23 protein-coding genes are annotated in these 22837 nt (G+C 40.3%); 20 read left to right on the top strand and 3 right to left on the bottom strand.

Going from position 1 to position 22837, the window contains the following annotated elements:
• Nucleotides 1–32 precede the first annotated feature (32 nt).
• The 7 genes from AC1TO6_RS12860 (at nt 33) to AC1TO6_RS12830 (ending at nt 6061) form a co-directional block, all read left to right on the top strand.
• Nucleotides 33–1007 (top strand): catechol 2,3-dioxygenase, encoded by a 975-nt coding sequence (locus AC1TO6_RS12860; RefSeq protein ID WP_482101998.1) that lies wholly within the window; start codon nt 33–35, stop codon nt 1005–1007.
• Between the two features lie 203 nt (nt 1008–1210).
• Nucleotides 1211–2014 carry an alpha/beta fold hydrolase gene (locus tag AC1TO6_RS12855; RefSeq protein WP_482102028.1) on the top strand — a complete coding sequence of 268 codons (804 nt, stop codon included), beginning with the start codon at nt 1211–1213 and terminating at the stop codon, nt 2012–2014.
• A gap of 72 nt (nt 2015–2086) precedes the next feature.
• Complete coding sequence (locus AC1TO6_RS12850) at nt 2087–2560, top strand: flavin reductase family protein (RefSeq protein WP_482101997.1); 474 nt, start codon at nt 2087–2089, stop codon at nt 2558–2560.
• 12 nt (nt 2561–2572) lie between these two features.
• On the top strand, nt 2573–3364 hold the full coding sequence (locus AC1TO6_RS12845; protein WP_482101996.1) for a 2-keto-4-pentenoate hydratase: 792 nt from the start codon (nt 2573–2575) through the stop codon (nt 3362–3364).
• Nucleotides 3361–4242, top strand: a complete 882-nt coding sequence (locus tag AC1TO6_RS12840) for an acetaldehyde dehydrogenase (acetylating) (RefSeq protein ID WP_482101995.1) — start codon at nt 3361–3363, stop codon at nt 4240–4242. Before AC1TO6_RS12845 ends, AC1TO6_RS12840 begins: the two co-directional genes overlap by 4 nt.
• A 12-nt stretch (nt 4243–4254) precedes the next feature.
• A complete protein-coding gene (gene dmpG, locus AC1TO6_RS12835; protein WP_482101994.1) occupies nt 4255–5262 on the top strand; it encodes a 4-hydroxy-2-oxovalerate aldolase in 1008 nt (335 codons plus the stop codon).
• A gap of 16 nt (nt 5263–5278) precedes the next feature.
• Complete coding sequence (locus AC1TO6_RS12830; protein WP_482101993.1) at nt 5279–6061, top strand: adenylyltransferase/cytidyltransferase family protein; 783 nt, start codon at nt 5279–5281, stop codon at nt 6059–6061.
• Nucleotides 6062–6214: 153 nt separating this feature from the next.
• Here the strand turns inward: AC1TO6_RS12830 and AC1TO6_RS12825 are convergent, their stop codons facing one another.
• A complete protein-coding gene (locus AC1TO6_RS12825) occupies nt 6215–6520 on the bottom strand; it encodes a monooxygenase (protein WP_482101992.1) in 306 nt (101 codons plus the stop codon).
• Nucleotides 6521–6689: 169 nt separating this feature from the next.
• Here AC1TO6_RS12825 and AC1TO6_RS12820 point away from each other — a divergent pair, with 169 nt between their 5' ends.
• From AC1TO6_RS12820 to AC1TO6_RS12805, 4 genes are all read left to right on the top strand, one after another.
• Nucleotides 6690–7682: an AbaSI family restriction endonuclease gene (locus AC1TO6_RS12820; RefSeq protein ID WP_482101991.1), complete on the top strand. Its 993-nt coding sequence runs from the start codon at nt 6690–6692 to the stop codon at nt 7680–7682.
• Between the two features lie 183 nt (nt 7683–7865).
• Entirely contained in the window at nt 7866–8849 is a 984-nt protein-coding gene (locus tag AC1TO6_RS12815) for an MBL fold metallo-hydrolase (protein ID WP_482101990.1), read from the top strand.
• Between the two features lie 65 nt (nt 8850–8914).
• Nucleotides 8915–9298, top strand: a complete 384-nt coding sequence (locus tag AC1TO6_RS12810) for a hotdog family protein (protein WP_482102027.1) — start codon at nt 8915–8917, stop codon at nt 9296–9298.
• 22 nt (nt 9299–9320) lie between these two features.
• A complete protein-coding gene (locus tag AC1TO6_RS12805; protein ID WP_482101989.1) occupies nt 9321–9827 on the top strand; it encodes a GNAT family N-acetyltransferase in 507 nt (168 codons plus the stop codon).
• Between the two features lie 18 nt (nt 9828–9845).
• On the opposite strand, the gene AC1TO6_RS12800 is transcribed toward AC1TO6_RS12805, so the two are convergent.
• Entirely contained in the window at nt 9846–10427 is a 582-nt protein-coding gene (locus tag AC1TO6_RS12800) for a protein-L-isoaspartate(D-aspartate) O-methyltransferase (protein ID WP_482101988.1), read from the bottom strand.
• A 182-nt stretch (nt 10428–10609) separates the two neighbouring features.
• Nucleotides 10610–10981, bottom strand: coding sequence for a VOC family protein (locus AC1TO6_RS12795; RefSeq protein ID WP_482101987.1), 372 nt, complete (start codon nt 10979–10981; stop codon nt 10610–10612).
• Between the two features lie 242 nt (nt 10982–11223).
• Here AC1TO6_RS12795 and AC1TO6_RS12790 point away from each other — a divergent pair, with 242 nt between their 5' ends.
• From AC1TO6_RS12790 to preA, 9 genes are all read left to right on the top strand, one after another.
• Entirely contained in the window at nt 11224–12009 is a 786-nt protein-coding gene (locus AC1TO6_RS12790) for a SurA N-terminal domain-containing protein (protein ID WP_482101986.1), read from the top strand.
• A 166-nt stretch (nt 12010–12175) separates the two neighbouring features.
• Nucleotides 12176–13714: a DEAD/DEAH box helicase gene (locus tag AC1TO6_RS12785; protein WP_482101985.1), complete on the top strand. Its 1539-nt coding sequence runs from the start codon at nt 12176–12178 to the stop codon at nt 13712–13714.
• 26 nt (nt 13715–13740) lie between these two features.
• Nucleotides 13741–14523, top strand: a complete 783-nt coding sequence (locus tag AC1TO6_RS12780) for a YqhG family protein (RefSeq protein ID WP_482101984.1) — start codon at nt 13741–13743, stop codon at nt 14521–14523.
• Nucleotides 14524–14596: 73 nt separating this feature from the next.
• Entirely contained in the window at nt 14597–15118 is a 522-nt protein-coding gene (locus tag AC1TO6_RS12775; protein WP_482101983.1) for a hypothetical protein, read from the top strand.
• A 335-nt stretch (nt 15119–15453) separates the two neighbouring features.
• Nucleotides 15454–17010, top strand: coding sequence for an ABC-F family ATP-binding cassette domain-containing protein (locus AC1TO6_RS12770; protein ID WP_482101982.1), 1557 nt, complete (start codon nt 15454–15456; stop codon nt 17008–17010).
• A gap of 432 nt (nt 17011–17442) precedes the next feature.
• Nucleotides 17443–18708: an allantoate amidohydrolase gene (locus AC1TO6_RS12765; protein WP_482101981.1), complete on the top strand. Its 1266-nt coding sequence runs from the start codon at nt 17443–17445 to the stop codon at nt 18706–18708.
• A 47-nt stretch (nt 18709–18755) separates the two neighbouring features.
• Entirely contained in the window at nt 18756–20159 is a 1404-nt protein-coding gene (gene hydA / locus AC1TO6_RS12760; protein WP_482101980.1) for a dihydropyrimidinase, read from the top strand.
• 10 nt (nt 20160–20169) lie between these two features.
• Entirely contained in the window at nt 20170–21531 is a 1362-nt protein-coding gene (locus tag AC1TO6_RS12755) for an NAD(P)-dependent oxidoreductase (protein ID WP_482102026.1), read from the top strand.
• Between the two features lie 12 nt (nt 21532–21543).
• Nucleotides 21544–22806 carry an NAD-dependent dihydropyrimidine dehydrogenase subunit PreA gene (gene preA / locus AC1TO6_RS12750; protein WP_482101979.1) on the top strand — a complete coding sequence of 421 codons (1263 nt, stop codon included), beginning with the start codon at nt 21544–21546 and terminating at the stop codon, nt 22804–22806.
• Nucleotides 22807–22837 lie beyond the last annotated feature (31 nt).

The following is a 22837-nucleotide window of genomic DNA, read 5'->3' as shown; positions in this document are numbered from 1 at the left end:
AATAAAAAATAAAACTATTGGAGGAAAATAAAATGACAAAAGAAAATATTTTTGATATTGCACATCTAGCACATGTTGAGCTTTATAGCCCTAAATTAGAGGAGTCTGTAGTATTTTTTAAAGAAATGTTGGGGATGAGTGAAATTGCCCGTCAAGGTAAATCCGTTTATATGCGTGCCTATGAGGATCATTACCATAATACATTAATTCTCACGGAGCATCATGAGGCTGGTTTAGGTCATCTGTCCTTAAGAGCTAGATCTCCTCAAGCACTTGAGCGCCGGGTAGCTCAGATTGAAAAAATGGGCTACGGCATTGGTTGGATTGATGGAGATGTCGGTCATGGTCGTGCCTATCAGTTCAACTCACCAGATGGTCATTTGATGGAAGTTTTCTGGGATGTAGAATATTATCAAGCAACTGAAGATCAGAAAACACCACTATTAAATCGTCCGCAAAAACGTCCGAACCGTGGTGTACCTGTTCGTCGTATCGACCATGTTAATTTACTAGCAAGTGAAACAAATAAAAATGTTGAATTTCTAGAAGAAGCACTGGGCTTTAAAGTTCGCGAGCGTATTTTAGCTGAGGATAAAACGGATGTTGCTGCATGGTTAAGTGTTAGTAACTTGGTTCATGATATTGCTATTATGGGCGATGCATTAGGAGAAAAAGGGCGTCTTCACCACCTTTGTTACTGGTATGGCTATCCACAACATTTATCCGATGTGTCAGACCTGCTAATTGATAGCGGATACGAAATTGAAGTAAGTCCAATTAAACATGGCGTATCTCAGGCACAATGTATGTATGTTTTTGAACCAGGTGGAAATCGTATTGAGCTATTTGGTGATTCAGGTTATCTAATCTTTGACCCAGATTGGAAAACAATCGAATGGGATGTGAAAGGGATAGATCAGGCAATTCTATGGCATGGCACGCAATTGCCTCAAGAGTTCTTCACGTATGGAACTCCGCTAAGAATCAAAGAGCCAGTGAACAGTTAACTATTTCACGATAAATAGCAGTTTAAAAGAAATTTATCGAAACGAATACATGTCGGGGATATGAAAGAGGAAGGATGAGTTAGATTCCTCTTTCATACTTCCTTATTTTAGTAGTTATCCAGTTACATTCATTTAATCGTTATTTATATAGCCTTGTAGAAAAGGTAATAGGAGGGTTTTACTTGGAAATTGGTTCAAAACATATGAAAGTCAATGGTATTAACACGCATTATCATGAAGAAGGTTCAGGAAATAAAGAAACAATGATTTTAATACATGGGTCTGGTCCAGGTGTGTCAGCATTTGCAAACTGGAGACTCGTTATTCCGCGTTTAAGTGAATCATTACATGTATTTGCACCGGACATTGTTGGGTTTGGCGAAACAGATAAACTTCCAAAAGATGAATACACTCTTGATTTGTGGGTAAATCATCTGATTGGTTTTATTGAGGAAGTATCAGATGGACCTGTATATTTAGTAGGAAATTCTTTCGGCGGAGCACTTTCTCTTCATGTAGCACAGAGAAGACCTGATTTAGTGAAAAAGTTAATATTAATGGGCAGCGTTGGGGTTAAGCATAAAGTATCCTATGGTTTAGATCGTGTATGGGGGTATGATCCTAGCTTTGAATCAATGCAAGAATTGATTCAATTGTTCTCTTATAATCAAGATGCAGCAAATAATGAAGAACTTGTTCGTATGCGTTATGAAGCAAGTATCAAACCTGAATCAAGGGATGCTTTTGCAGCGATGTTCTATGATTCGAGACAAGAAAGATTGGATGAACTTGCACTTTCAGACGAAGAAATTAAAAATATTAAAACGGAAACTTTATTATTCCACGGCCTAAATGACCAAGTTATCCCATTTGAAGAAACGAGTTATAAATTTATTCAACTACTACCACATGCTGAACTACATTTATTTAATGAATGTGGTCACTGGACACAAATTGAAAAAACAGAACCGTTTATTGACCATATCCTGGCCTTTCTTAAAAACTGAAATGAGTGTAAGCACAGAGACGGTTCTCGTGCTTACTTTAGCTTAATATCACAATTTAAAGGAGAATGTAAAATGGACGATTTGTTATTCAGAAAAGCGATGGGTAAATTTGCAACGGGTGTAACAGTATTAACCACAATTCATGAAGGGGACATACATGGAATGACAGCGAATGCCTTTATGTCTGTTTCGCTAGAACCGAAATTAGTTGTGATTTCCGTTGGCAAGAATGCACGTTTTTTAGATAAAGTAACACAGTCAAAACGATTTGCAGTCAATATTTTAGCTGAGGATCAGCAACAGGTATCACAGCATTTTGCTGGGAAGCCTCAAGGAGAAGTACAGTTTGCAACTTTAGATGGTCTACCTGTAATAGATGGTGCAATTGCACAAATAACGTGTGAAGTCGCATCTGTATATGAAGAAGGAGACCATACACTATTTATCGGGAGGGTAACAGATCTTAAGCTAGAAGAAAAAAATCCTCTTCTCTTCTTTGGCGGACAATACAGCGAAGTAAAAGCACTTGAAACAAATAAATTATAAGTAGGTGAGATCATGGAAATTCAGGCGATAGCACAAAAGCTACTAAATGCAGAGCTGTCTAAACAGCCCATTGCCCCTTTAACTGAAATAGAACCAAATATTACTGCTGATGATGCCTACCGCATTCAACTGCATCAAATAGAGCGAAAAGTTAGTGAAGGAGCCGTCGTAAAAGGCTTGAAAATTGGTTTAACGAGCAAAGTAATGCAAGAAATGTTAAATGTGCATACACCAGATTACGGATTCATTTTAGATACGATGGTTTTTGATGAACATTTGGCTGTTGATACAGAACAATTCATACAGCCAAAAGTAGAATTTGAAATTGCCTTTGTCTTTAAGAAAGCTCTAAAAGGACCGAATGTGACGATACAAGACGTGATTGATGCTACGGACTATGTCGTACCATCAATTGAAATCATTGATAGTCGAATAGAAGATTGGCGCATTAAGTTTGAAGACACAGTTGCAGATAATGGATCATCAGCTGGCTCGGTATTAGGTGCCCGAAAAACGCTATTGTCGAATGTTGATATCGCTAAGATCGGCATGACGGTATATAAAAATGATGAATGCATCGACAAAGCGACCAGTGATGCGGTACTAGGAAACCCTTTAAAAGCAGTAGTCTGGTTAGCAAACGAAGTGAGTCGTTATGACATTAGCATTCAGCCAGGCATGTTTGTCCTGTCAGGTGCATTATCTAAAGCGCTACCATTTACTAATGGTGACCACTTTAAAGCAGATTTCGGTGAGTTAGGCGAAGTAAGCATTTCATTTCAAGCGGCAGAGGTGAAAGTATGACGAAATTAAAAGTAGGAATCATAGGTTCAGGTAACATTGGCACGGATTTGATGTATAAAATCGAACGCAGCGATTCACTCGAAATGAGTGTCATGGTAGGGATTGATCCAGATTCTGAAGGGCTAAAACGCGCGAAAGATGCAGGTTATACAGTTATTTCTACTGGTATTGATGGGTTAATGGAGCGTTTAGATTTAGTCGATATCGTGTTTGATGCGACGAGTGCATATGCACATAAAGCGCATAGCGATTTACTAACATCTGCTGGAAAGAAAGTAATTGATTTAACGCCTGCAGCAATCGGTCCTTTCACTGTACCACCTGTTAATCTGAAAGCGAATTTCGCATCGTCAAATGTCAACATGGTTACGTGTGGTGGACAAGCAACGATTCCAATTGTCTATGCAATTAGTCGAATTGCACCTGTAGCGTATGCGGAAATTGTGGCAACGGTTGCTAGTAAAAGCGCCGGTCCAGGTACACGTGCCAATATTGACGAGTTTACACATACAACAGCACGTGCAATTGAAGAAGTGGGTGGAGCTGAAAAAGGAAAAGCGATTATTATTTTGAATCCTGCAGAGCCACCAGTTATTATGCGTGACACAGTAAATGCATTGATCAAAGATGCGAATTTCGATGAAGCAGAAGTTATTGCTTCTATTAAGAAAATGGTAATAGAAGTTCAAGAGTATGTACCAGGCTATCGTTTACGAGGGGCACCACAATTTGATGGGCAGCGTGTAACGGTCTTTATAGAAGTTGAAGGTGCGGGCGATTTCTTCCCTGCCTATTCAGGTAACTTGGATATTATGACTGCTGCAGCAGCTAAAGTAGCCAATGAAATGGCAAAAGAACTAGCGGCGACTAATGCGTAAGGAGAGGGACAAATGGAAAAAAGATCATTTGAAATATTAGATGTAACACTTCGTGATGGAAGCCATTCGATGTCTCATTCTTTTACTCCGCAACAAGTGCTTGAAACAGCAAAAGGGTTAGATGAAGCAGGCATTCGTTATTTTGAAGTATCCCATGGAGACGGCCTTGGCGGATCATCTTTGCAGTACGGTTTGTCTGCACATGACGAGTTAAAGTTAATCGAAGTTGCAGCAGATGCGTGTAAGCAAGCGGAAGTCTCAGTGCTGTTAATTCCTGGAATAGGTGTCAAGGGCGATTTGCGAGATGCCGTAAAAGCAGGTGCGAAAATGGTCCGTGTCGCAACGCATGTTACAGAGGCAGACGTTGCCGCTCAGCATATTGCATTAGGGCGTGAGTTAGGACTAAAAACAGTTGGTTTTCTGATGATGTCTCATATGGCGTCAGTAGAGAAGATTGTAGAACAAGCAAAACTCTTCGAAAGCTATGGTGCGGAGATCATTTATATAACTGATTCTGCAGGGTATATGTTACCACAGGATGTTACTGATCGTATTTCCGCAGTAAAGCAATCGGTTGGCTGCGAAGTCGGTTTCCACGGGCACAATAATTTAGGAATGGCTATGGCGAATACAGTTGCAGCAGTTGAAGCGGGTGCTACATATATCGATGGCAGTTTACGTGCTTTAGGCGCTGGAAGTGGGAACACACAAACAGAGGTGATGGTTGCCGTTCTAGATCGTCTAGGGTACCAAACAGGCATTGATTTTTATAAAATCATGGATGTCGCAAATGATGTTGTTGCAAAATATATGCCAAGACCACAAGAAATAACAGGTTCAAGTTTAATCATGGGCTATTCTGGTGTGTATTCAAGTTTCCTCTTGCATACTCAGGTTGCCTCCAAACGTTTTGGTGTTGACGAACGGGATATTTTGGTTGAATTAGGTCGCATGAAGGCGGTTGGTGGTCAAGAGGATTTAATCTATGATGTTGCCCAGAGGTTAGCGGTTCAAATTTAATGCGGGAGGGCTTTTTATGCAAACAATTCATTTAACAAGTCAAACGATTAAACAATGGCAAAATCAATTTCAACAGCAAGTACTTGCAATTGGCTTTTTTGACGGTTTGCATAAAGGCCACTTATCCGTCATTCAAGAGGCTAAACGATTGGCAGAGATTAATAGAGTTCCAGTAGCAGTAATGAGCTTTTTTCCACATCCGAAAACAATCGTAACCAATTCACCAAATTCGTTTCAGTATTTAATGCCGCTTGAAGATAAACAAGCAGTACTTGCGGAGCTTGGTATTGATACATTGTTTTTAGTTCACTTTGACCAAGACCTCGCAAGTCTTTCATCTGCCGATTTCGTACAAAGCTTTTTGATAGGATTGAATGCGATGCATGTTGTGTGTGGGGTTGATTTTCATTATGGATCCCGTGGCAGTGGGTGTACTCAGTCACTTGAAAAACAAGGAGCGGGACATTTTAAAGTGTCAGCACTAGAGTTGATGGAATATGATGGGGAAAAGATTAGTTCAACACGTATTCGTCAAGCTTTGGAAAAAGGGAATATTCCCATACTCCGGAAGTTGCTAGGCAAATTCTATTCAGTGAATTGGTGCCCCGAAAATGGACTATACCCATTTTACTCATTACCAGCACCTGGCCAATATGAAGTGAATTTACATTATAACAACGAAATCGTTTCATGTAATGCACAAGTGTTAAATGAAAAAGAAGCAAAGTTTACACATGATTTCAATCGATGGGGTCAATCTATTAAGGTAGAGTGGGTTAGAGCAATAGGAACGTTTTAGCATAAGTTTTCAACTATTATAAAACGAATTAAATCTTTTGAATTCACAAGTATATTAAGAGAAACTGTTTTCTCAAAAACAAAAAAAAGCACAAAACTGTGCGTTTTTTTGTTTTTACAGTTTACTCTAAAAATGTTATTAGATACTCATCCCTTATTCCAATGGGCCGTGATTGATTGTTGTCAATGCATCATTTGTTTCAAAGATCTTTCCATTGACATTCGTAATGCCAAAACCATTCAATCGTTTTGTATGTTTTGTTAAATAATTTTCGGCATCTGCTTTGCTTTCAAATAAATAGATACCGCCGGCTTCTTTGGTTTCTTCATTCTCCGTCCAAATCTTCCAGATGAATCCTTTTTCTTCGTTAATACTATTTGCCAAATCTTTAAACGCGCCAACCATCTCTGCGCCAAAAGGTCCTTCTTGATAGAAATCGACTTGTAATACATACGCCATTGAGAAACCTCCTTTAAATTGTTGGGGATACATTTAGTATAGACGAATCGCGTCTATTTATAAATGTTACAGCATTAAAGTATTTACCATTGTTCTTATATATGGTGTTAAACTTATCTAACTTCTAGTGTAAGTCATTACTATAAATAGTCGAAAGTAGGAAGTTATCTTGGATAAGTATCAATTCATAAAAAAACAACTATCTAAAACAAATAAAAAGAATGATGAGAATTATGTTGTTTCACGTATTTGGCATTTAATAAATAATGTAGATGTAAAAATGATTACGCAGCAGTATATTCTTCGGGATTTGGCTACTAAGAGTTATGCACTCGCGGATATCTACTTTCCCCAATTTGGTATTATTGTAGAAGTCGATGAGCCTTATCATCAGACGGGGGAAATGTTGATAAGGGATAAGATACGTCAGAATGATATTGTACAAGCTTTAGATTGTGAAGTGTTCCGAGTGACTATATCGAATAATATAGTAGAAGTTAATATGCAAGTGGATTCTATTGTATCCAAGATTCATAAGATAATTGCGGAAGAAGGATTTACACCTTGGGATCTGCAAGCAGAATATAATCCAATTACTTATATTCGAAAAGGCTTTATAGATGCCAATGATCATCCTGTATTTAAAACAGTAAGTGATTGCTGTAATTGTTTTGGTGCTGGTTATAATGGACTTCAACATAGTGGAGCAGGCCATAAGTTTCAAAGTGAGATTGACATTAAAGGGTTAAAGTTTTATCCGAATGGGGACTGGAATAATCAGTTGGAAGCGGATGACGAGCATTTTACGGAGTTTAACTTTGATCCGGTGAAAAACCAAGAATACTTAGAAAAACGACTTCACAAACTGCGTCATCAATTAGCACTATTTGCACATGTGAAAAGTGAGTTGGGTGGTTTCGAGTACGTGTTTAAAGGATTATATCGATTAGACGTAGAAGAAACGCAGAGAATAGGGAAATTATTTTACAAACGAGTTTCGAAAATAATGCCGACCTATTTTCCAGTAGACATAGAAACACCACCTGTACTTGCAAAGGCTTTTGACGAAGAAAGAGAATTAGCTCGATTTTATGATGAAACGATACTAGCATTATTTCAGAAAAAGTATCCTGAGTATCAAATAATTAGTAGTGAGGAGTAAGTCTACAAAAATCATTGAAGAATTCAATGGAAACCGTGCATGCCACATTAAAACAGCTCAATAGTTCCTTATTTTTAATTTAGAATTCGGAACTATATATCAAATATTCTTTCAATTTGATATGATGTGTGTGATTGACTATTCGAACACCTTTCTAGTCAATGAATGTAAGGGGGAGCAGCTGTGAAACAATCCGATATTATCTTAATTGAAAGAAGATTTCCAAGTGCAAATATGATCCTTATCAAGGATAAACTACCGATCCTTATTGATAGTGGTTTTGGAAGTGATGTGAAAGAAACCGAGCAATTGATTAAAAAAGCAGGTGTTTCACCGGAAGAATTGCATCTAATTGTGAACACGCACTATCATAGTGACCATGTAGGTGGCAATTTTCATTTTCAAAAAAATTATGGCATAACGATTGCCGCGCATAAATGGGAAGCCCATTTGATTAATGTTAGTGACCCTGAAGCTTGCAGTGCGGAATGGTTAGACCAACCTGTGGAACCTTATCGGGTAGATCGAAAGCTGTCAGATAACGATGAAATTGATACAGGGAGCAGAATCTTAAAGGTCCTCCACACACCTGGGCATACTTTGGGACATATTTCTTTATATGACCCTGAAGAGGAGATATTGATAGCAGGAGATCTTTTTCACCAAAAAGATATTGGCTGGTTAAATATTTTTCGGGAGGGTGTTGCATCGATCCACCGGTCTATGGAGAGTTTGGAACGGTTGTCTAAGATCCCGGTTCGACAGGCATATTCTGGACATGGATCTCAAATAGACGATCCTCAAGCTGCCATTGATGCAGCGAGAAAACGATTTGATAAGTGGCTCGGCGCGCCTGAAAAAGTTTCATGGCATGCCTGCAAACGGATTTTCTCGTTCACTTTAATTATAAAAGACGGATTGGCTGAAGAGGAGCTCGAAAACTACCTGCTGCAATGCGGTTGGTTTCAGGATTTTGCACGTCACGCTTTCCGTGCCCAACCAAAAGAGTTCGTGGGAATTCTGCTGGATGAGATGCTTCGTTCCGGCGCGGCTGAATGGCAGGATGGAAGATTGATGGCTTCCGCTCCATATCAGGCACCCGATAAGGAATGGATGAATCAGAACGTCAAGCTGAAGAATTGGGGATTATCAAAACTTCTTACGTAACTGATAGTGAATTGGAACGAAGTCGTGCTTTGGAACTATTAAAAGGACAAAAGGGAGGAATGGAGTTGCTTTTACAAGTAGGGGATATCATTTCATTTGAACGGACGTTCACAAAAGAGGACGTGGAATTATTTACGAAGGTTTCCCGTGATGAAGGAGATCACCATCTAACTCCGGAAGAACAAGGAAGACTCGTTGTTCAGGGTTTATTGACAGCAACTTTGCCGACAAAAGTGGGTGGGGACCATAATGTTTTAGCCCGCAAGATGAATTTCGAGTTTCTGAGACCGGTGTTTACGGAAGATACCATCATCTGTGACGTGGAAATTGAACGATACGAAAAACAGGAAAACAACCGAATCGCCATCACGGCTTCCTTCAGCTGCAGAAATCAAGAGAATAAGGTAGTTTTGACAGGGGGATTTGCAGGAGTCATCCTTACTTCGTAAGTTACTCAAGTGGAAATGAGGAATGGATATGCGATTGGTTAGACCTTCCATTGAATGGAAAAACGAGCATGAAGCTTATATGAAAGAATGGGATGAACCTCGGATGACTCCTAGTAGTTTCAATCTCACAGGCTACGAGAGCTATGAAGCTTATTTGGAAGCTCTGCAGATCCGGGAGACTGGGGACGGGAAATGGGTGCCTAGCACGAATTATTTCTTAGTGAATGAAAATAACAGAGTCCTTGCAATGGTTGATATACGGCACGAACTGACAGATTATCTGCAGAATGTCGGTGGACATATCGGGTATGGAGTGCGGCCTGCAGCACGAAGAAAAGGACATGCTACAAGGATTCTTGCTGATGCATTAAAGAAATGTGATGAGTTGGGAATCCGTCGAGTACTGGTAACTTGTAATGATGATAATATCGGATCTGCTAAGACAATTGTAAAGAATGGTGGGGTTGAGGACAAAAGCTTTATTGAAGATGACGTAACGGTAGTTCGACGGTTTTGGATAGAGAGGTAATTGCATAAATGCTGTAACTTACTCATATTTCCCTTTCAGTGGAACAAACCTCACTTCATCCAAAACTGTCGTCTGGATTCCTCCATCTTTGTCTTTTTCCAAAAGCAAGAGTTCCTGTAGGAGGGGTGTTCCTACGGGGATGATCATTTTTCCTTCGACAGCAAGTTGATCTATTAACTCGCGTGGCACTTGGGCAGCAGCGGCGGTCACCATAATTCGATCATAAGGAGCGTGCTCGTCCCACCCAGTGCTACCGTCATCTAGCTTAAAATGGACGTTGGTGAAATCAGCTTTCTTCAATCTTTCTTTAGCTTGTTCATGCAAGGCAGCAATCCGTTCAATTGTATAAACGGAGTTCGAGAAAGCAGCGAGTAGGGCGGTTTGGTAGCCGGATCCCGTTCCAATTTCAAGCACTTTTGAATGAGGCTGCAAATCGAGAGCCAATGTCATTTCGAGTACGAGGGAAGGCTGGGAAATCGTTTGTTCATGGCCGATTGGAATAGCCTCATCCATATAGGCGAATTCTTTGAGCGCATCCATGAAAAAGCCACGGTCCAGTTTTTTGAAATAGGTGACGATATCTTGTTTTTGATTGGCCATTGTTCATGCTCCTTCGTTTAAATGATTAATCTATGCACGTTAATCATTGCCGACAATGGGGGTTTGTAAACTACATAAGAAAAGTGGTAGTTACTGGTGTTTTTGCTTTTTCTGCGAATCCCCCTAAAACAAAACGACCCACCGTGGTCCGCATTGTAAAGAGGCGTGGTGGGTACTGCTATCTATCTGTGTTGGTCTACAAGAATGGGATTACCATCTGGATCTTCAATTGTAAAACTCGCAGGCCCTGAACTTGATTCATCTGCTTCAGTCAGCATTTCAATTCCTTTTGCTTTAAGTTGTTTTTGAAGATCCCGAATGTCCGTAAACGAATCGAGATTGTTGGCATCTTGGTTCCAGCCTGGATTAAAGGTCAGAATATTTTGATCAAACATTCCTTGGAACAGTCCAATTACGCTACTTTCATTCTTCAAAATAAGCCAATTTTGGGTAATATCCCCGCCTGAGACTTGGAATCCTAGGTTTTCGTAAAATGATTTTGATTTATGAATGTCTTTTACACTTAGACTTACAGAGAATGCACCTAGTTTCATTTTCCTTCCCCCTACCTAGTAATTGTGGATAATTAATAATTCGAACAAACTCAGTATAATTGATAACATTAAAATAAACAACATTTACCAAATGTAGTAATCCATCAGTTAGTTACTATACATCTAGGTGACAATTTAGTGTCATGGAGGGATATCGGTTTATCTTTCGACCACTTCTCGTGTAAGATGCTATTTAAGCTTTAATAATTAAGAAGCGAAAGATTTGAAAGGGGTTCAACGATATGAAGTACAAAAAAGTCCTACTTCCATTTATAGCAGGTGCTCTTGCAATTAGTTTAGCTGCCTGCGGTGATGAAGATAAAGCAGCAAAAGAAGAAACACCTAAAGAAGAAGCAAAGCAAGAAGCACCTAATGAACAAGAATCAACTAAAGAATTAGAAGAAGCTGCGAAAGAGATGCAAGCGAAACTAGCTGAACAGCAAGTTGATAAGAAAACGATTGTGGCTGTTGTAAATGAAGAAGAACTGACAGGTGAGGACTATAATACAGCATTGACGGCAATCCAAGGTCAAATGCAACAAATGGGACAAGACCCGTCAAGCAAAGAAGTGGCTGAACAAGTAAAAGCGCAAGTTCTTGAGTCACTTGTGAACCAGACATTGATTCTTCAAAAAGCACAAGAAGCGAAATTAAAAGCATCTACATCTGAAATTGACAAAGAGTATTCAGCATTTGAACAGCAATTTGGCGGTGAAAAAGAAATGGAAAAAGCACTTGAAAGCCAAAATATGGATGTTGAAACATTGAAAGGTCAAATCGCTGAATCCATTATATTTGACAAGTACCTGGAAAAAGTAGCTCCAGCTGGAAAAGTGTCAGAAAAGGAAATTAAAGAATACTATGATCAAGCTGCAGCTACTTCAAAAGAGGCTGGACAAGAGATGCCGCCGCTTGAAGAAGTGAGTCAGGAAATCGAAGGAATGATTAATCAAGAAAAACAGCAAAAACTGCTTGTTGCTCATGTTGAAGAACTAAAAGCAGCTGCCGATATTGAATTAAAATTGTAAAAGAATTACGTGTGAGACATGGAATGCTTGACCTTCAAGGTTAAGCGTTTCATGTCTTTTTTTGTTTCTTATAAAAATAAGTGACATCCATTTCACTTGCAATTCCATTATCATAGGAACTTCAATTTTGGACAACCTACGAACAAAGAAAATAAGGAATGAGGTGATGGAAATGATTTTGGAAAAGTCATCTGCGTGGAAAGAGGGCTTTATCGAACGTTTGGAAAATCGGGAAACGTGGGACAACTGGAAATTGTATAAAATGAGTTATGAGATTGCAAAAACGAATTTGATCACTGATTTCCATGGACTTCAATCCCCTAACTATTTGCCCAATCTCACGCCACTTGCGCACCAATTGGAAGCGGCGGAAACGGTCATTGAAAGGATGAATGGAAAAGCGATTCTTGCGGATGAAGTGGGGCTCGGTAAAACCATTGAAGCGGGTTTGATCCTGAAAGAATATTTAATTAGAGGTCTCGTGAAGAAAGCGCTAATTTTGGTTCCAGCATCACTTGTTGGTCAGTGGATTGAAGAATTGAATCAAAAATTTCATATTCCTGCTATGCAGTATAAAAAAAATTACGACATGAACCATCTGACGATTGTCGTCATGAGTATGGATATGGCAAAAAGAAGTCCGCACAAAGAAACCATCTATGATCAAGATTTTGATTTGATCATAATTGATGAAGCGCATAAATTAAAAAACCATAAAACGAAAAACTACGAGTTCGCGCAGAATTTAAAGAAAAAGTTTTGTTTGTTATTAACTGCTACACCAATTCAAAATGATGTTTTTGAACTGTTTTACCTCATATCGTTATTAAAACCAGGGCATCTAGGTAATTATGAGACGTTTCAATCAGCGTTTTCCGCAAGCAAACACAATGTAGAACACGATGAATATTTAAAAAAATTGGTCAATCAAGTGATGGTGAGAAATAGGAGACAGGATACGGGAATCGAATGGACAAATCGTCATGTTCAAATCATACCCATCGATTTTACGACTGAAGAAAAAGAAGTCTACAACCTGATTTCAGAACTTAAAAATGTTTCCCCTGATTTTTCGGATGCTTTCTCTATGCTTACTCTACAAAGAGAAATGTGCAGCAGTAAGGAAGCTACAGCTTTAACCTTAACTAAAATGCTTGAAAAATGCACTCGACCGGAAGATATTTCTTATCTGGAAAGCATTATTCAAAAATTAATGGCACTGGAAATGAACTCAAAAGCGGAAAAGGCTTATGAAATTATTTCAGAGGCAGATGGTAAGGTTATACTCTTTACCGAATATCGCGGTAGTCAAACCTATTTGCAGTGGTATTTACAATCAAAAGGAATCACTAGCGTCCCATTTAACGGAAAGTTCAGCAAGAGTAAACGAGAATGGATGAAACAACTCTTTAAGGAAAAAGCGCAAGTACTGATTGCGACGGAATCGGGTAGTGAAGGGATAAATCTGCAGTTTTGTCACCATGTCATAAACTATGATTTACCTTGGAACCCCATGAAGTTGGAGCAACGAATTGGACGTGTCCATCGGTTGGGGCAAGAGCATGACGTGCATATTTACAATTTAGCCATCCAAAATACAATTGAAGACCATATATTGGACCTGCTTTACGTTAAAATAGGGGTCTTTGAAAAAGTGGTGGGTGAGTTAGATGATATTTTAACTCCTTTCAAAAAGACCATTTGAAATGAAGGCAGAGAGGGAGGACGGACATGTATCCACAACAAATTCACGGGTATTTGCGACAATTTTTTAGAGAAAACAATTGTCAAATAGTAAGCGACCATGATCACTACATCAGCGTACAATTAACAATTGAAATGGATAAAAAAATTATGAACCGTCCATTTTACTGGAAATACCTAGAAAGTACGGATGGCGTACCAGATCCAGCACGACTAACATTTATTACTGATAGAAATAAAGTTGTTGAAGATGTAAATGGGGAAGTCATCCACTTCGGCTCCCCTCGACTCAATCAATTGTTCCAAGCAACGAAAGAGCTGGGCTCGTTTGTGCAGATGTATGAAAAGGTATCAGAGAATGATGGAGCGCAAACCATATTAACACCATGGTTAGGGGTTAATTATAAAGTATCGTATTACAGTGATCAAACGAAAGAAATTCTTTATTCGTTAGGCATTAACTTAATGACAGGTATCCTTAAAGAAGGTTTTCAGGAATCGTTAAGTGAAGTGGAATTGGAATCAAGCATGTCAGGAAATACATTTAATTTACCGTATATTATAAAGCCGATTCGTGCCCTGGAACGGCTGGATGCGGTAATTGAAGATGCCATCCAACAAGATGATCACACATGGGCTGAAGAAGCAAAAATGAGATGGCAAAAGGATAGAGAAGTCTTGGAATACTTCTATGAAGGGATAGAAAACAAACCGGATTGTTACGAGATAGAGAAAGAAGCTATGGATCAACAATACGAAGCGAGAATAAAAGTTGAAATTATCAATGGTGGATTATTTTATTTGAAATGAATTTGTAGTAAAATGATGAAGGAAATAAAGGTGGTTCCTGACCTGATAGATAATGTTTTTTGGAGGACTTCATGTGTATGATCCAACAATTTTTGAAAACTTGAAAGTGGCATTTGAAAATCATGTGTATGATTTAGATAATATAGATCGAAAAATAACAATTACAAACCGGGTAGATCGAATGGATTTTTCTGTGCTTGCAAGAGATTTCGCTATTCAATTCACAATAGTCAATCAACCGACCGTGACAGTGGAAATTGTATTAAAAGCATCAGTAAAAGATTTAGCAGGTGAGATATTAGAACTCCCCGGGGAAAAACTTGGTTGTTCTTTGTCCCTACGATTTAACAAACGCGTACAACATGTATCCTTAGAGTGTAAACAGATTGAGCATGCGCTAAAGACTATTTGGGAAACTGAAATCCAGGTAACTCAAACATTGAGTTTCGTGTTTGAACAAGAAACGGCAAGTTACCTGGACAGTATTGAAGTGAAATTCAAGTCTAAAATGAATGAGGACCATATGGGCGATATTGCAGATTTTCTAAAACATGTTTTGACGTCGTTGGAAGTATTGAACCGTATCTCAGGATAATGTGGTACACCAGCGCATTTGTAAGGAAACGAAGCTAGACTCCCTATAGAGTAGATGATATTGACATGGATGCTTCAAGAGAATGATTTGTCCAATCCGTTATATTTTTACAAAAGTAATATCTGGAAAAATATATGTTTCGGATTTCCAAGCACAGTGTAAAAATCAATCGTGAAATTGTTTCTCTTTCATGGTTATTTATTGTGCCGTTATTCCTATAAACCCTTTCCTCATCGGTGAAATCCCTATATAATGGAGAGAATTCCGCATTTCTTAGTTGAAGAAAGTGTTGGAAAGGTAGAACCATACTTAGTGAAAGAAAAGGTGTAATACATATGAGTTTATTGACTGTAACAAATTTAAGCCATGGCTTCGGGGATCGTGCCATTTTTGAAGACGTCTCTTTTCGTCTATTGCAAGGAGAACATATTGGGTTGATCGGTGCAAATGGTGAAGGGAAGTCCACATTCATGAATATCATCACGCGCAAGCTGGAGCCTGATGCGGGAACGGTGAGTTGGGCGAAACGGGTGCGTGTCGGTTATTTGGATCAGCACGTCGCGTTGAAACAGGGTTTGAGCATCCGCGATGTACTGCGAACCGCCTTTCAATATCTTTATGATCAAGAAACGGAAATGAACGCGCTCTTTGCCAAAATGGGCGAGGTCGATGCGGATGAACTGGAAGCGCTTCTGGAAACGACAGGTGAAATACAGGAAGAGCTGTCACACAATGATTTCTACATAATTGATTCTAAAGTGGAAGAAGTGGCGAATGGACTCGGACTGGATGAATTCGGTCTGGATACGGATGTTCATGATTTGAGCGGGGGGCAGCGGACGAAGGTTCTTCTCGGCAAGTTGTTGCTGGAAAAACCGGACATCCTTCTTTTAGATGAGCCGACAAACTATTTAGACATAGAGCATATCGATTGGCTTCGCAGTTATTTACAGAACTACGCGAATGCGTTCATTTTGATATCCCATGATCTTCCGTTTTTGAATAGTGTTATTCAGCTGATTTACCATATGGAAAACCAACAGATCACCCGGTACTCGGGCGATTATGATGAGTTTTTACGTGTGCATGAGATGAAGAAACAGCAAGTGGAATCCGCCTTTAAGAAACAACAGAAGGAAATTGCACATCTCAAGGACTTCGTGGCTCGTAACAAGGCGAATGCGGCAACAAGTAGAATGGCCATGTCGCGCCAGAAGAAATTGGACAAGATGGATGTCATTGAATTGGACGCGGAAAAGCCGAAGCCGCAATTTAGCTTCAAACTGGCACGGACGCCTGGAAGATTTCTCTTTGAAACAAAGGAACTCGTCATCGGATATGAGGAACCATTGTCGAAGGAACTGAATCTTACGATGGAACGTGGGCAAAAAATTGCTTTGTCCGGTACAAATGGGATTGGGAAAACAACGTTATTAAAAAGTATTCTTGGAGAAATCCCTGCACTTTCAGGTTTTGTTGAACGTGGAGAGCATTTGGAAATTGGGTATTTTGAACAGGAAGCAAAAGCAGAAAACAACAATACATGCTTGGAAGAGGTATGGGCGGAATTCCCACATTTCACACAATATGAAGTTCGTTCGGCGTTGGCTCGATGCGGATTGACAACGAAACACATTGAAAGCAAGGTGAAAGTGTTAAGCGGCGGAGAACGTGCGAAAGTACGACTTTGTAAATTAATTAATCGGGAGACGAATTTGCTAGTCCTCGATGAACCGACAAATCACCTTGACCATGAAGCGAAAGAGGAATTGAGACGCGCCCTGAAGGAATACAAAGGTAGCATCCTTCTTATTTCCCACGAACCTGAATTTTATGAGGGCGTTGTGACAGACGTTTGGAATGGTGAAAATTGGACGACCAAAATGTTTTAATGATTCGCTTACTTCTCACGGAGTGAACGTTCCCTGTCAAGTTGATAGGGTAAATAATAAAAGTGAATTAAACGGCTTGAGCCCTGTATTCTTAAGGGCTTAAGCCGTTTTTTCGTTTCTGAAAGTCCACGATTATTTATCATAGTATTACTTACATAATTTACTACTACAAACTTCTTTACCCATAGGCACACCTGTTGGTAAGAAACCTCATACATCTACTAAAGTGAGTGGGAATCTATTCATAACTTCCTCCTATTACGCATATTTATTGATGTGTTAACACATTTGCTATTAAAAAGGCCATATACATATTGCCTGGTTGATGGCATCCATATCTTATAGCAATTTCTTTAATCTACCAAATGCCTTCTATTTTATCATTTTCATAAACAACCACTTTTTAATAACTATGAAAGAGAGGACTTGCATATGTATAAATGTAATAGTAATCGATTGCAGGGGTTAATAGAACAGTTCAGTCAATTTGGCGCAACTGCCAATGGGGGCGTAACTCGTTTGTCCCTTTCAAAAGAGGATGTAATAGCGAGAGACTATTTTTGTGAAATTTGCATTGAGTTAGGCATGGATATTCAAGTAGATGATATGGCAAATATCTATGCGATTCTACCAGGAAAAAAAGATTGCCCGCCAATCGTAATGGGATCACATTTAGATTCAGTTGAAAAAGGTGGCAAGTTTGATGGTGTCTTAGGTATTTTAACAGCAATAGAGGCGATACGAACGTTAAAGGAAAACGACATTGTGCTCGAGGTTCCATTAATGCTTGTGAATTTTACGAATGAAGAAGGTGCGCGCTTCGATCCGGCGATGATGAGTTCCGGTGTTATTGCTTCAAAATTCGATAAAGAAAAAATGCTACAGTCTTTTGATAAAAATGGCATTACTTTTCAAGAAGCATTACAGGCAAGTGGTTACGCGGGGGAGACAGGAAATCGCTTAACAGAAGCCCTTGCCTATATTGAACTGCATATTGAACAAGGACCGGTATTGGCAGCAAAGCAATGTGAAATTGGTGTGGTCGAAGGCGTTTTAGGCATGGTGTGCTATGAAATAACCGTAACAGGTGAATCAAATCACGCTGGAACAACGCCGATGTCTATGCGTAAAGATCCGATGATTGTGGCGTCTCGTATAATTTTGTCTTTGCATGAGCAGTTGGGGAAAATCGACGAAGCGCTTGTGTTCACATTTGGGCGTATGCACGTAGCACCTAATATCCATACAGTCATTCCGAACGAAGTAGTGTTTACCCTAGATTCGCGTCATCAAAATCCAGCAGTGATACGCCAAGTGGAGAGTCTATTGACAGGCTTAGTTTCAGAGGAAAATGGTTGCCGAATTCGCTCGGTCAAGCTATGGGGGCGAGAGACGGTATTTTTTGATGCAGCAATTTGCAATGAAGTGGAAAAATCATCTCATGACTTTGGTTATTCCTCCCATCGAATGTTCAGCGGTGCGGGACACGATGCACAATATATCGCGAGCTTTATCCCTTCGGCAATGATCTTTGTTCCAAGTATCAAGGGGAAAAGTCATTGTGAGGAGGAAGAAACGACAATTGAAGACTGTGCAAAAGGGGCAGACGTGTTACTGGAAACCGTGTTGACACTACAAAAGAAGTTTAGCATGGGGGAAAATCAGCCTATCCGGCATGGTGATGGCCCAGAATATTAACAGATGATGTTAAATTTTACATTCATTAATTGAAAGGTGAGGGTAGTGTGAAAAAAGTGATTACAGGTGGACTCATTGTGACAGCAACAGATATGTATGAGGCAGATATATTAATAGAGAATGGGGAAATTGTGCAAATCGGAAAAAATTTATCATCTGATGAAGCGGAAGTTGTAGATGCAACGGGAAAATACGTGATGCCTGGTGGAATTGATCCGCATACGCATTTGGACATGCCGTTCAACAATACGGTGACAGACGATGATTGGAAGTCAGGTACAATCGCGGCTGCATTCGGTGGGACGACGACTATTTTGGACTTTTGCTTATCTGCGGGTGAAGAAAAACTTGCGACGGCTGTGGAGAAGTGGCATGGAAAAGCAAAGGGGAAATCAGCCATTGACTACGGTTTCCATTTAATGATTGGTGAATTAACGCCCGAAACAGAGGCCGAATTACCTTTGATACTAGAGCAGGAAGGGATAACGTCTGTCAAGGTGTTCATGGCATACGCGAAAGAATTCCAGGCTTCAGACCGTACGCTGTTCAAAGCCTTTAAAATCGCAAAAGACATGGGCGCAGTTGTCATGGTGCACTGTGAAAATGGCTCGGTCATCGACGAATTAGTAGAGGAGGCGAAGAAAGCTGGACAGACTGCGCCAATTTATCATGCACTGACACGTCCCGCAGAATTAGAGGGCGAGGCGACGAAAAGGGCTATTGAACTAGCTCATGTCGCAGGAGCCAAGCTTTATGTTGTACATGTGACGTGTAAAGAGGCACTAGATGAAATTATCGCAGCGCGTGAAAAGGGCTATGACGTCTACGGGGAAACATGTCCACCTTATTTAACGCTCGATCAGTCAGCGTTAGCACAGCCAGGCTTTGAGGGAGCAAAATATGTTTGGTCACCACCACTTCGCCCGAAATATCATCAAGTGCATTTGTGGAATGCTTTAAAAGCCAAACAACTGCAAACAATTGGCTCGGACCAATGTTCATTTAGCTTTAACGGGAAGAAGCAATTAGGGTTAAACGACTTTTCTAAAATCCCAAATGGTGGACCGTTTATCGAAGATCGTTTCAGCATTTTGTTTTCTGAAGGTGTGGCGAAAGGGCGAATTTCCATCAATGACTTTGTCGATATGATTTCGACAAGTGCCGCAAAAATTTTCGGCTTATATCCACGAAAAGGAACGATTGCTATTGGTTCTGACGCGGATATCGTCATTTTTGATCCGACAGTAAAACGTGAAATTTCGGCGAACACCCACCATATGAATGTCGACTACAACCCGTATGAGGGCTGGGAAGTGACAGGAGAGCCTATCAGTGTACTTGTGCGTGGTGAATACGTCATTAAAAACAAACGATTTGTAGGAGCATTCGGCAGTGGCCAATATATTAAGCGTGCACTTCAGCCGACGACTGAACAAACAATCAACAAGTAAACATCAATCCATGAGGGGGAATATATCAGTGAGTTCGCAACTCGAACGAAATTTTGTGGAAATGAATAGCAGGATGACTAAAAATGAAGCACTAGAAGAAGCTAATCGCTGTCTGTATTGCTATGACGCACCTTGCATTACAGCTTGTCCGACAAGTATTCAAATTCCGAATTTCATTAAAAAAATTGCTTCTAATAATATGAAAGGTTCAGCTATGACGATTATGGAGGCCAATCCGGTTGGTGCAAGTTGTGCGCGAGTATGTCCGACCGAGGAATTATGTGAAGGGGCATGTGTGTTAAATTCCTCAACAAAGCCTATTAAAATCGGGCACTTGCAACGTTATGCAACAGATTGGGCGATGGAATCAGACGTCGAGCTATTTGAGAAAGGTCAAAAAAATGGACAAAAGGTAGCAATTGTTGGCGCTGGTCCAGCTGGCTTATCGGCAGCGCGTGAGCTTAGTCGCTTCGGCTACAGTGTCACAATATTTGAAGCAGAAGCAAAGGCGGGCGGTTTGGGCAGCTACGGCATCGTGTCATTCCGGTTACCGAATGATGTCGTGGATTGGGAAGTGGCGCAAATTGTAAAGCTTGGTGTGGACATTAAAACAAACACAACAGTAGGCGTGGATATTACTGCTGAGGAAATTTTAGCACAATTTGACAGCGTTATTTTAGCGGTTGGTATGGGGGCCGTGCCTAATCTCGGCATTAAAGGTGAGGAACTAGATGGCGTTCATGATGCCATTGAATTTATAAAGCACACGAAAATGGGTGCACTGACAGAAGAATTGGTCGGTAAACGTGTTGCGGTTATTGGTGCTGGTAATACAGCCATCGATGGTGCAACCAGTGCTGTGCGTCTAGGTGCGGAGCAAGTGGACATTCTTTATAGAAGAACAGAAAAAGAGATGACTGCCTACCAATTTGAATATGAATTTGCCAAGCAAGATGGCATTGGATTTAAATGGCTGACAGCGCCGAAACAAATTATCGGTGATAAGGCTGGGAAAGTAGTGGGACTTGAATGTGTCAAGATGAAGCTCGGAGAGGCGGATGCAGACGGCAGGCAACGACCTGAAGCCATTAAAGGATCTGAGTTTGTTATAGAGGTGGACGCGGTCATTAAAGCAATTGGACAAACGCGCTTTGTCTCGCTCATTGAAACTTTTGGATTGCAGCATACGAACGGAGTAGTAGATATTGACGAAACAACTATGCAAACATCGAATGACAAAGTGTTTGCCTGTGGAGATGTCGTGTTCGGCAATGGTCAAGGGGAAGCAATGGTGGTACAAGCTGCGCAGCAAGGTAAAGATGCTGCTTACATCATTCATGAGCGTTTAAGAAAACCGAGCGAGATCGCATAGGGGGAATGTAGCATGGCAGACTTACGAATTGACTTTGCGGGGATTAAATCACCGAATCCATTTTGGTTAGCATCGGCACCACCAACTAATTCGGGCTATCAAGTGCAACGTGCATTTGAAGCGGGCTGGGGTGGCGCAGTTTGGAAAACATTGGGCGAACCAATTTTAAATGTTTCATCGCGCTTTGCGGCTGTCAGCTTTAACGGACAGAGAGTAGCGGGCTTTAATAATATTGAGCTCATTACGGATCGTCCGTTAGAGGTTAATCTACAGGAAATTCTTGAAACGAAAAAGAGGTTTCCTAATCATGCCATTATCGCTTCATTAATGGTAGAGCCACAGCAGGAAAAATGGCATGAGATTGTCAAAAAAGTAGAAGCTGTGGGGGTTGATGGTCTTGAGCTTAATTTTGGTTGTCCACATGGAATGGCAGAACGAGGAATGGGGTCTGCCTCTGGTCAAGTCCCTGAATTGGTTGAAAAGCAAACGCACTGGGTGAAGGAAGTTGCACGTACACCAGTTATCGTCAAGCTAACGCCAAATATTACGGATATTACGATGACGGCAGAAGCGGCAGTGCGTGGCGGTGCAGATGCCGTTAGTATGATTAATACAATTAACAGCTTAGCAGGTGTCGATTTAGATTCATGGAATACGGTGCCACATGTTGGTGGAAAGGGTTCACATGGCGGATATTGTGGGCCTGCCGTCAAGCCGATTGCACTAAATATGGTAGCAGAATGTGCGCGAAATTCTTTTGTCAATGTACCTATTTCAGGCATTGGTGGGATTTCAAATTGGCAGGATGCTGCGGAATTTATGCTGATGGGTGCAACAGGAGTACAAGTTTGTACAGCAGCAATGCACCACGGATTTAGCATTGTCGAAGATATGATTGACGGACTTAATAATTATCTGGATGACAAAGGAATTGCCTCGGTCATGGGTATAGTCGGTCAGTCGGTCCAACGTTATTCTGACTGGGGTGACTTAGATTTAAACTACAAAGTTGTTGCAGAAATTAATAATGATGTTTGTATTAATTGCAATAAATGCCATATTGCGTGTGAAGATACGTCACATCAATGTATTGACCTGTACACAGAGAGTGGTCGTCCGATGCTCAAGGTACGTGAACAAGATTGTGTAGGCTGTAATTTATGTGCGATTGTGTGCCCAGTAGACGGTGCAATTTCGATGGTCGAAAGAAAGTCCTCTATTACGCCAATGACTTGGAACGAACGTCAATCACTTATTAGCAATTTTGCAAGATGAAGAAAGTCAATTGTTTGTTAACTGGAAATCT

The sequence above is a fragment of the Sporosarcina sp. Y352 genome (assembly GCF_056786535.1).
The sequence above is the reverse complement of the archived record's forward strand: the minus strand, read 5'-3'. Positions and strand labels throughout refer to the sequence as shown.

Bases quoted from the DNA above. Each gene is read 5' to 3' on its own strand.
- AC1TO6_RS12785 (WP_482101985.1), top strand. From the start codon at position 12,176: ATGGAAATGATTTTGGAAAAGTCATCTGCGTGGAAAGAGGGCTTTATC.
- AC1TO6_RS12780 (WP_482101984.1), top strand. From the start codon at position 13,741: ATGTATCCACAACAAATTCACGGGTATTTGCGACAATTTTTTAGAGAA.
- AC1TO6_RS12830 (WP_482101993.1), top strand. From the start codon at position 5,279: ATGCAAACAATTCATTTAACAAGTCAAACGATTAAACAATGGCAAAAT.
- AC1TO6_RS12755 (WP_482102026.1), top strand. From the start codon at position 20,170: ATGAGGGGGAATATATCAGTGAGTTCGCAACTCGAACGAAATTTTGTG.
- AC1TO6_RS12800 (WP_482101988.1), bottom strand. From the start codon at position 10,427: ATGGCCAATCAAAAACAAGATATCGTCACCTATTTCAAAAAACTGGAC.
- AC1TO6_RS12765 (WP_482101981.1), top strand. From the start codon at position 17,443: ATGTATAAATGTAATAGTAATCGATTGCAGGGGTTAATAGAACAGTTC.
- AC1TO6_RS12770 (WP_482101982.1), top strand. From the start codon at position 15,454: ATGAGTTTATTGACTGTAACAAATTTAAGCCATGGCTTCGGGGATCGT.
- AC1TO6_RS12855 (WP_482102028.1), top strand. From the start codon at position 1,211: ATGAAAGTCAATGGTATTAACACGCATTATCATGAAGAAGGTTCAGGA.
- AC1TO6_RS12825 (WP_482101992.1), bottom strand. From the start codon at position 6,520: ATGGCGTATGTATTACAAGTCGATTTCTATCAAGAAGGACCTTTTGGC.
- AC1TO6_RS12795 (WP_482101987.1), bottom strand. From the start codon at position 10,981: ATGAAACTAGGTGCATTCTCTGTAAGTCTAAGTGTAAAAGACATTCAT.
- AC1TO6_RS12845 (WP_482101996.1), top strand. From the start codon at position 2,573: ATGGAAATTCAGGCGATAGCACAAAAGCTACTAAATGCAGAGCTGTCT.
- AC1TO6_RS12850 (WP_482101997.1), top strand. From the start codon at position 2,087: ATGGACGATTTGTTATTCAGAAAAGCGATGGGTAAATTTGCAACGGGT.
- AC1TO6_RS12840 (WP_482101995.1), top strand. From the start codon at position 3,361: ATGACGAAATTAAAAGTAGGAATCATAGGTTCAGGTAACATTGGCACG.
- AC1TO6_RS12860 (WP_482101998.1), top strand. From the start codon at position 33: ATGACAAAAGAAAATATTTTTGATATTGCACATCTAGCACATGTTGAG.
- AC1TO6_RS12805 (WP_482101989.1), top strand. From the start codon at position 9,321: ATGGATATGCGATTGGTTAGACCTTCCATTGAATGGAAAAACGAGCAT.
- preA (WP_482101979.1), top strand. From the start codon at position 21,544: ATGGCAGACTTACGAATTGACTTTGCGGGGATTAAATCACCGAATCCA.
- dmpG (WP_482101994.1), top strand. From the start codon at position 4,255: ATGGAAAAAAGATCATTTGAAATATTAGATGTAACACTTCGTGATGGA.
- AC1TO6_RS12790 (WP_482101986.1), top strand. From the start codon at position 11,224: ATGAAGTACAAAAAAGTCCTACTTCCATTTATAGCAGGTGCTCTTGCA.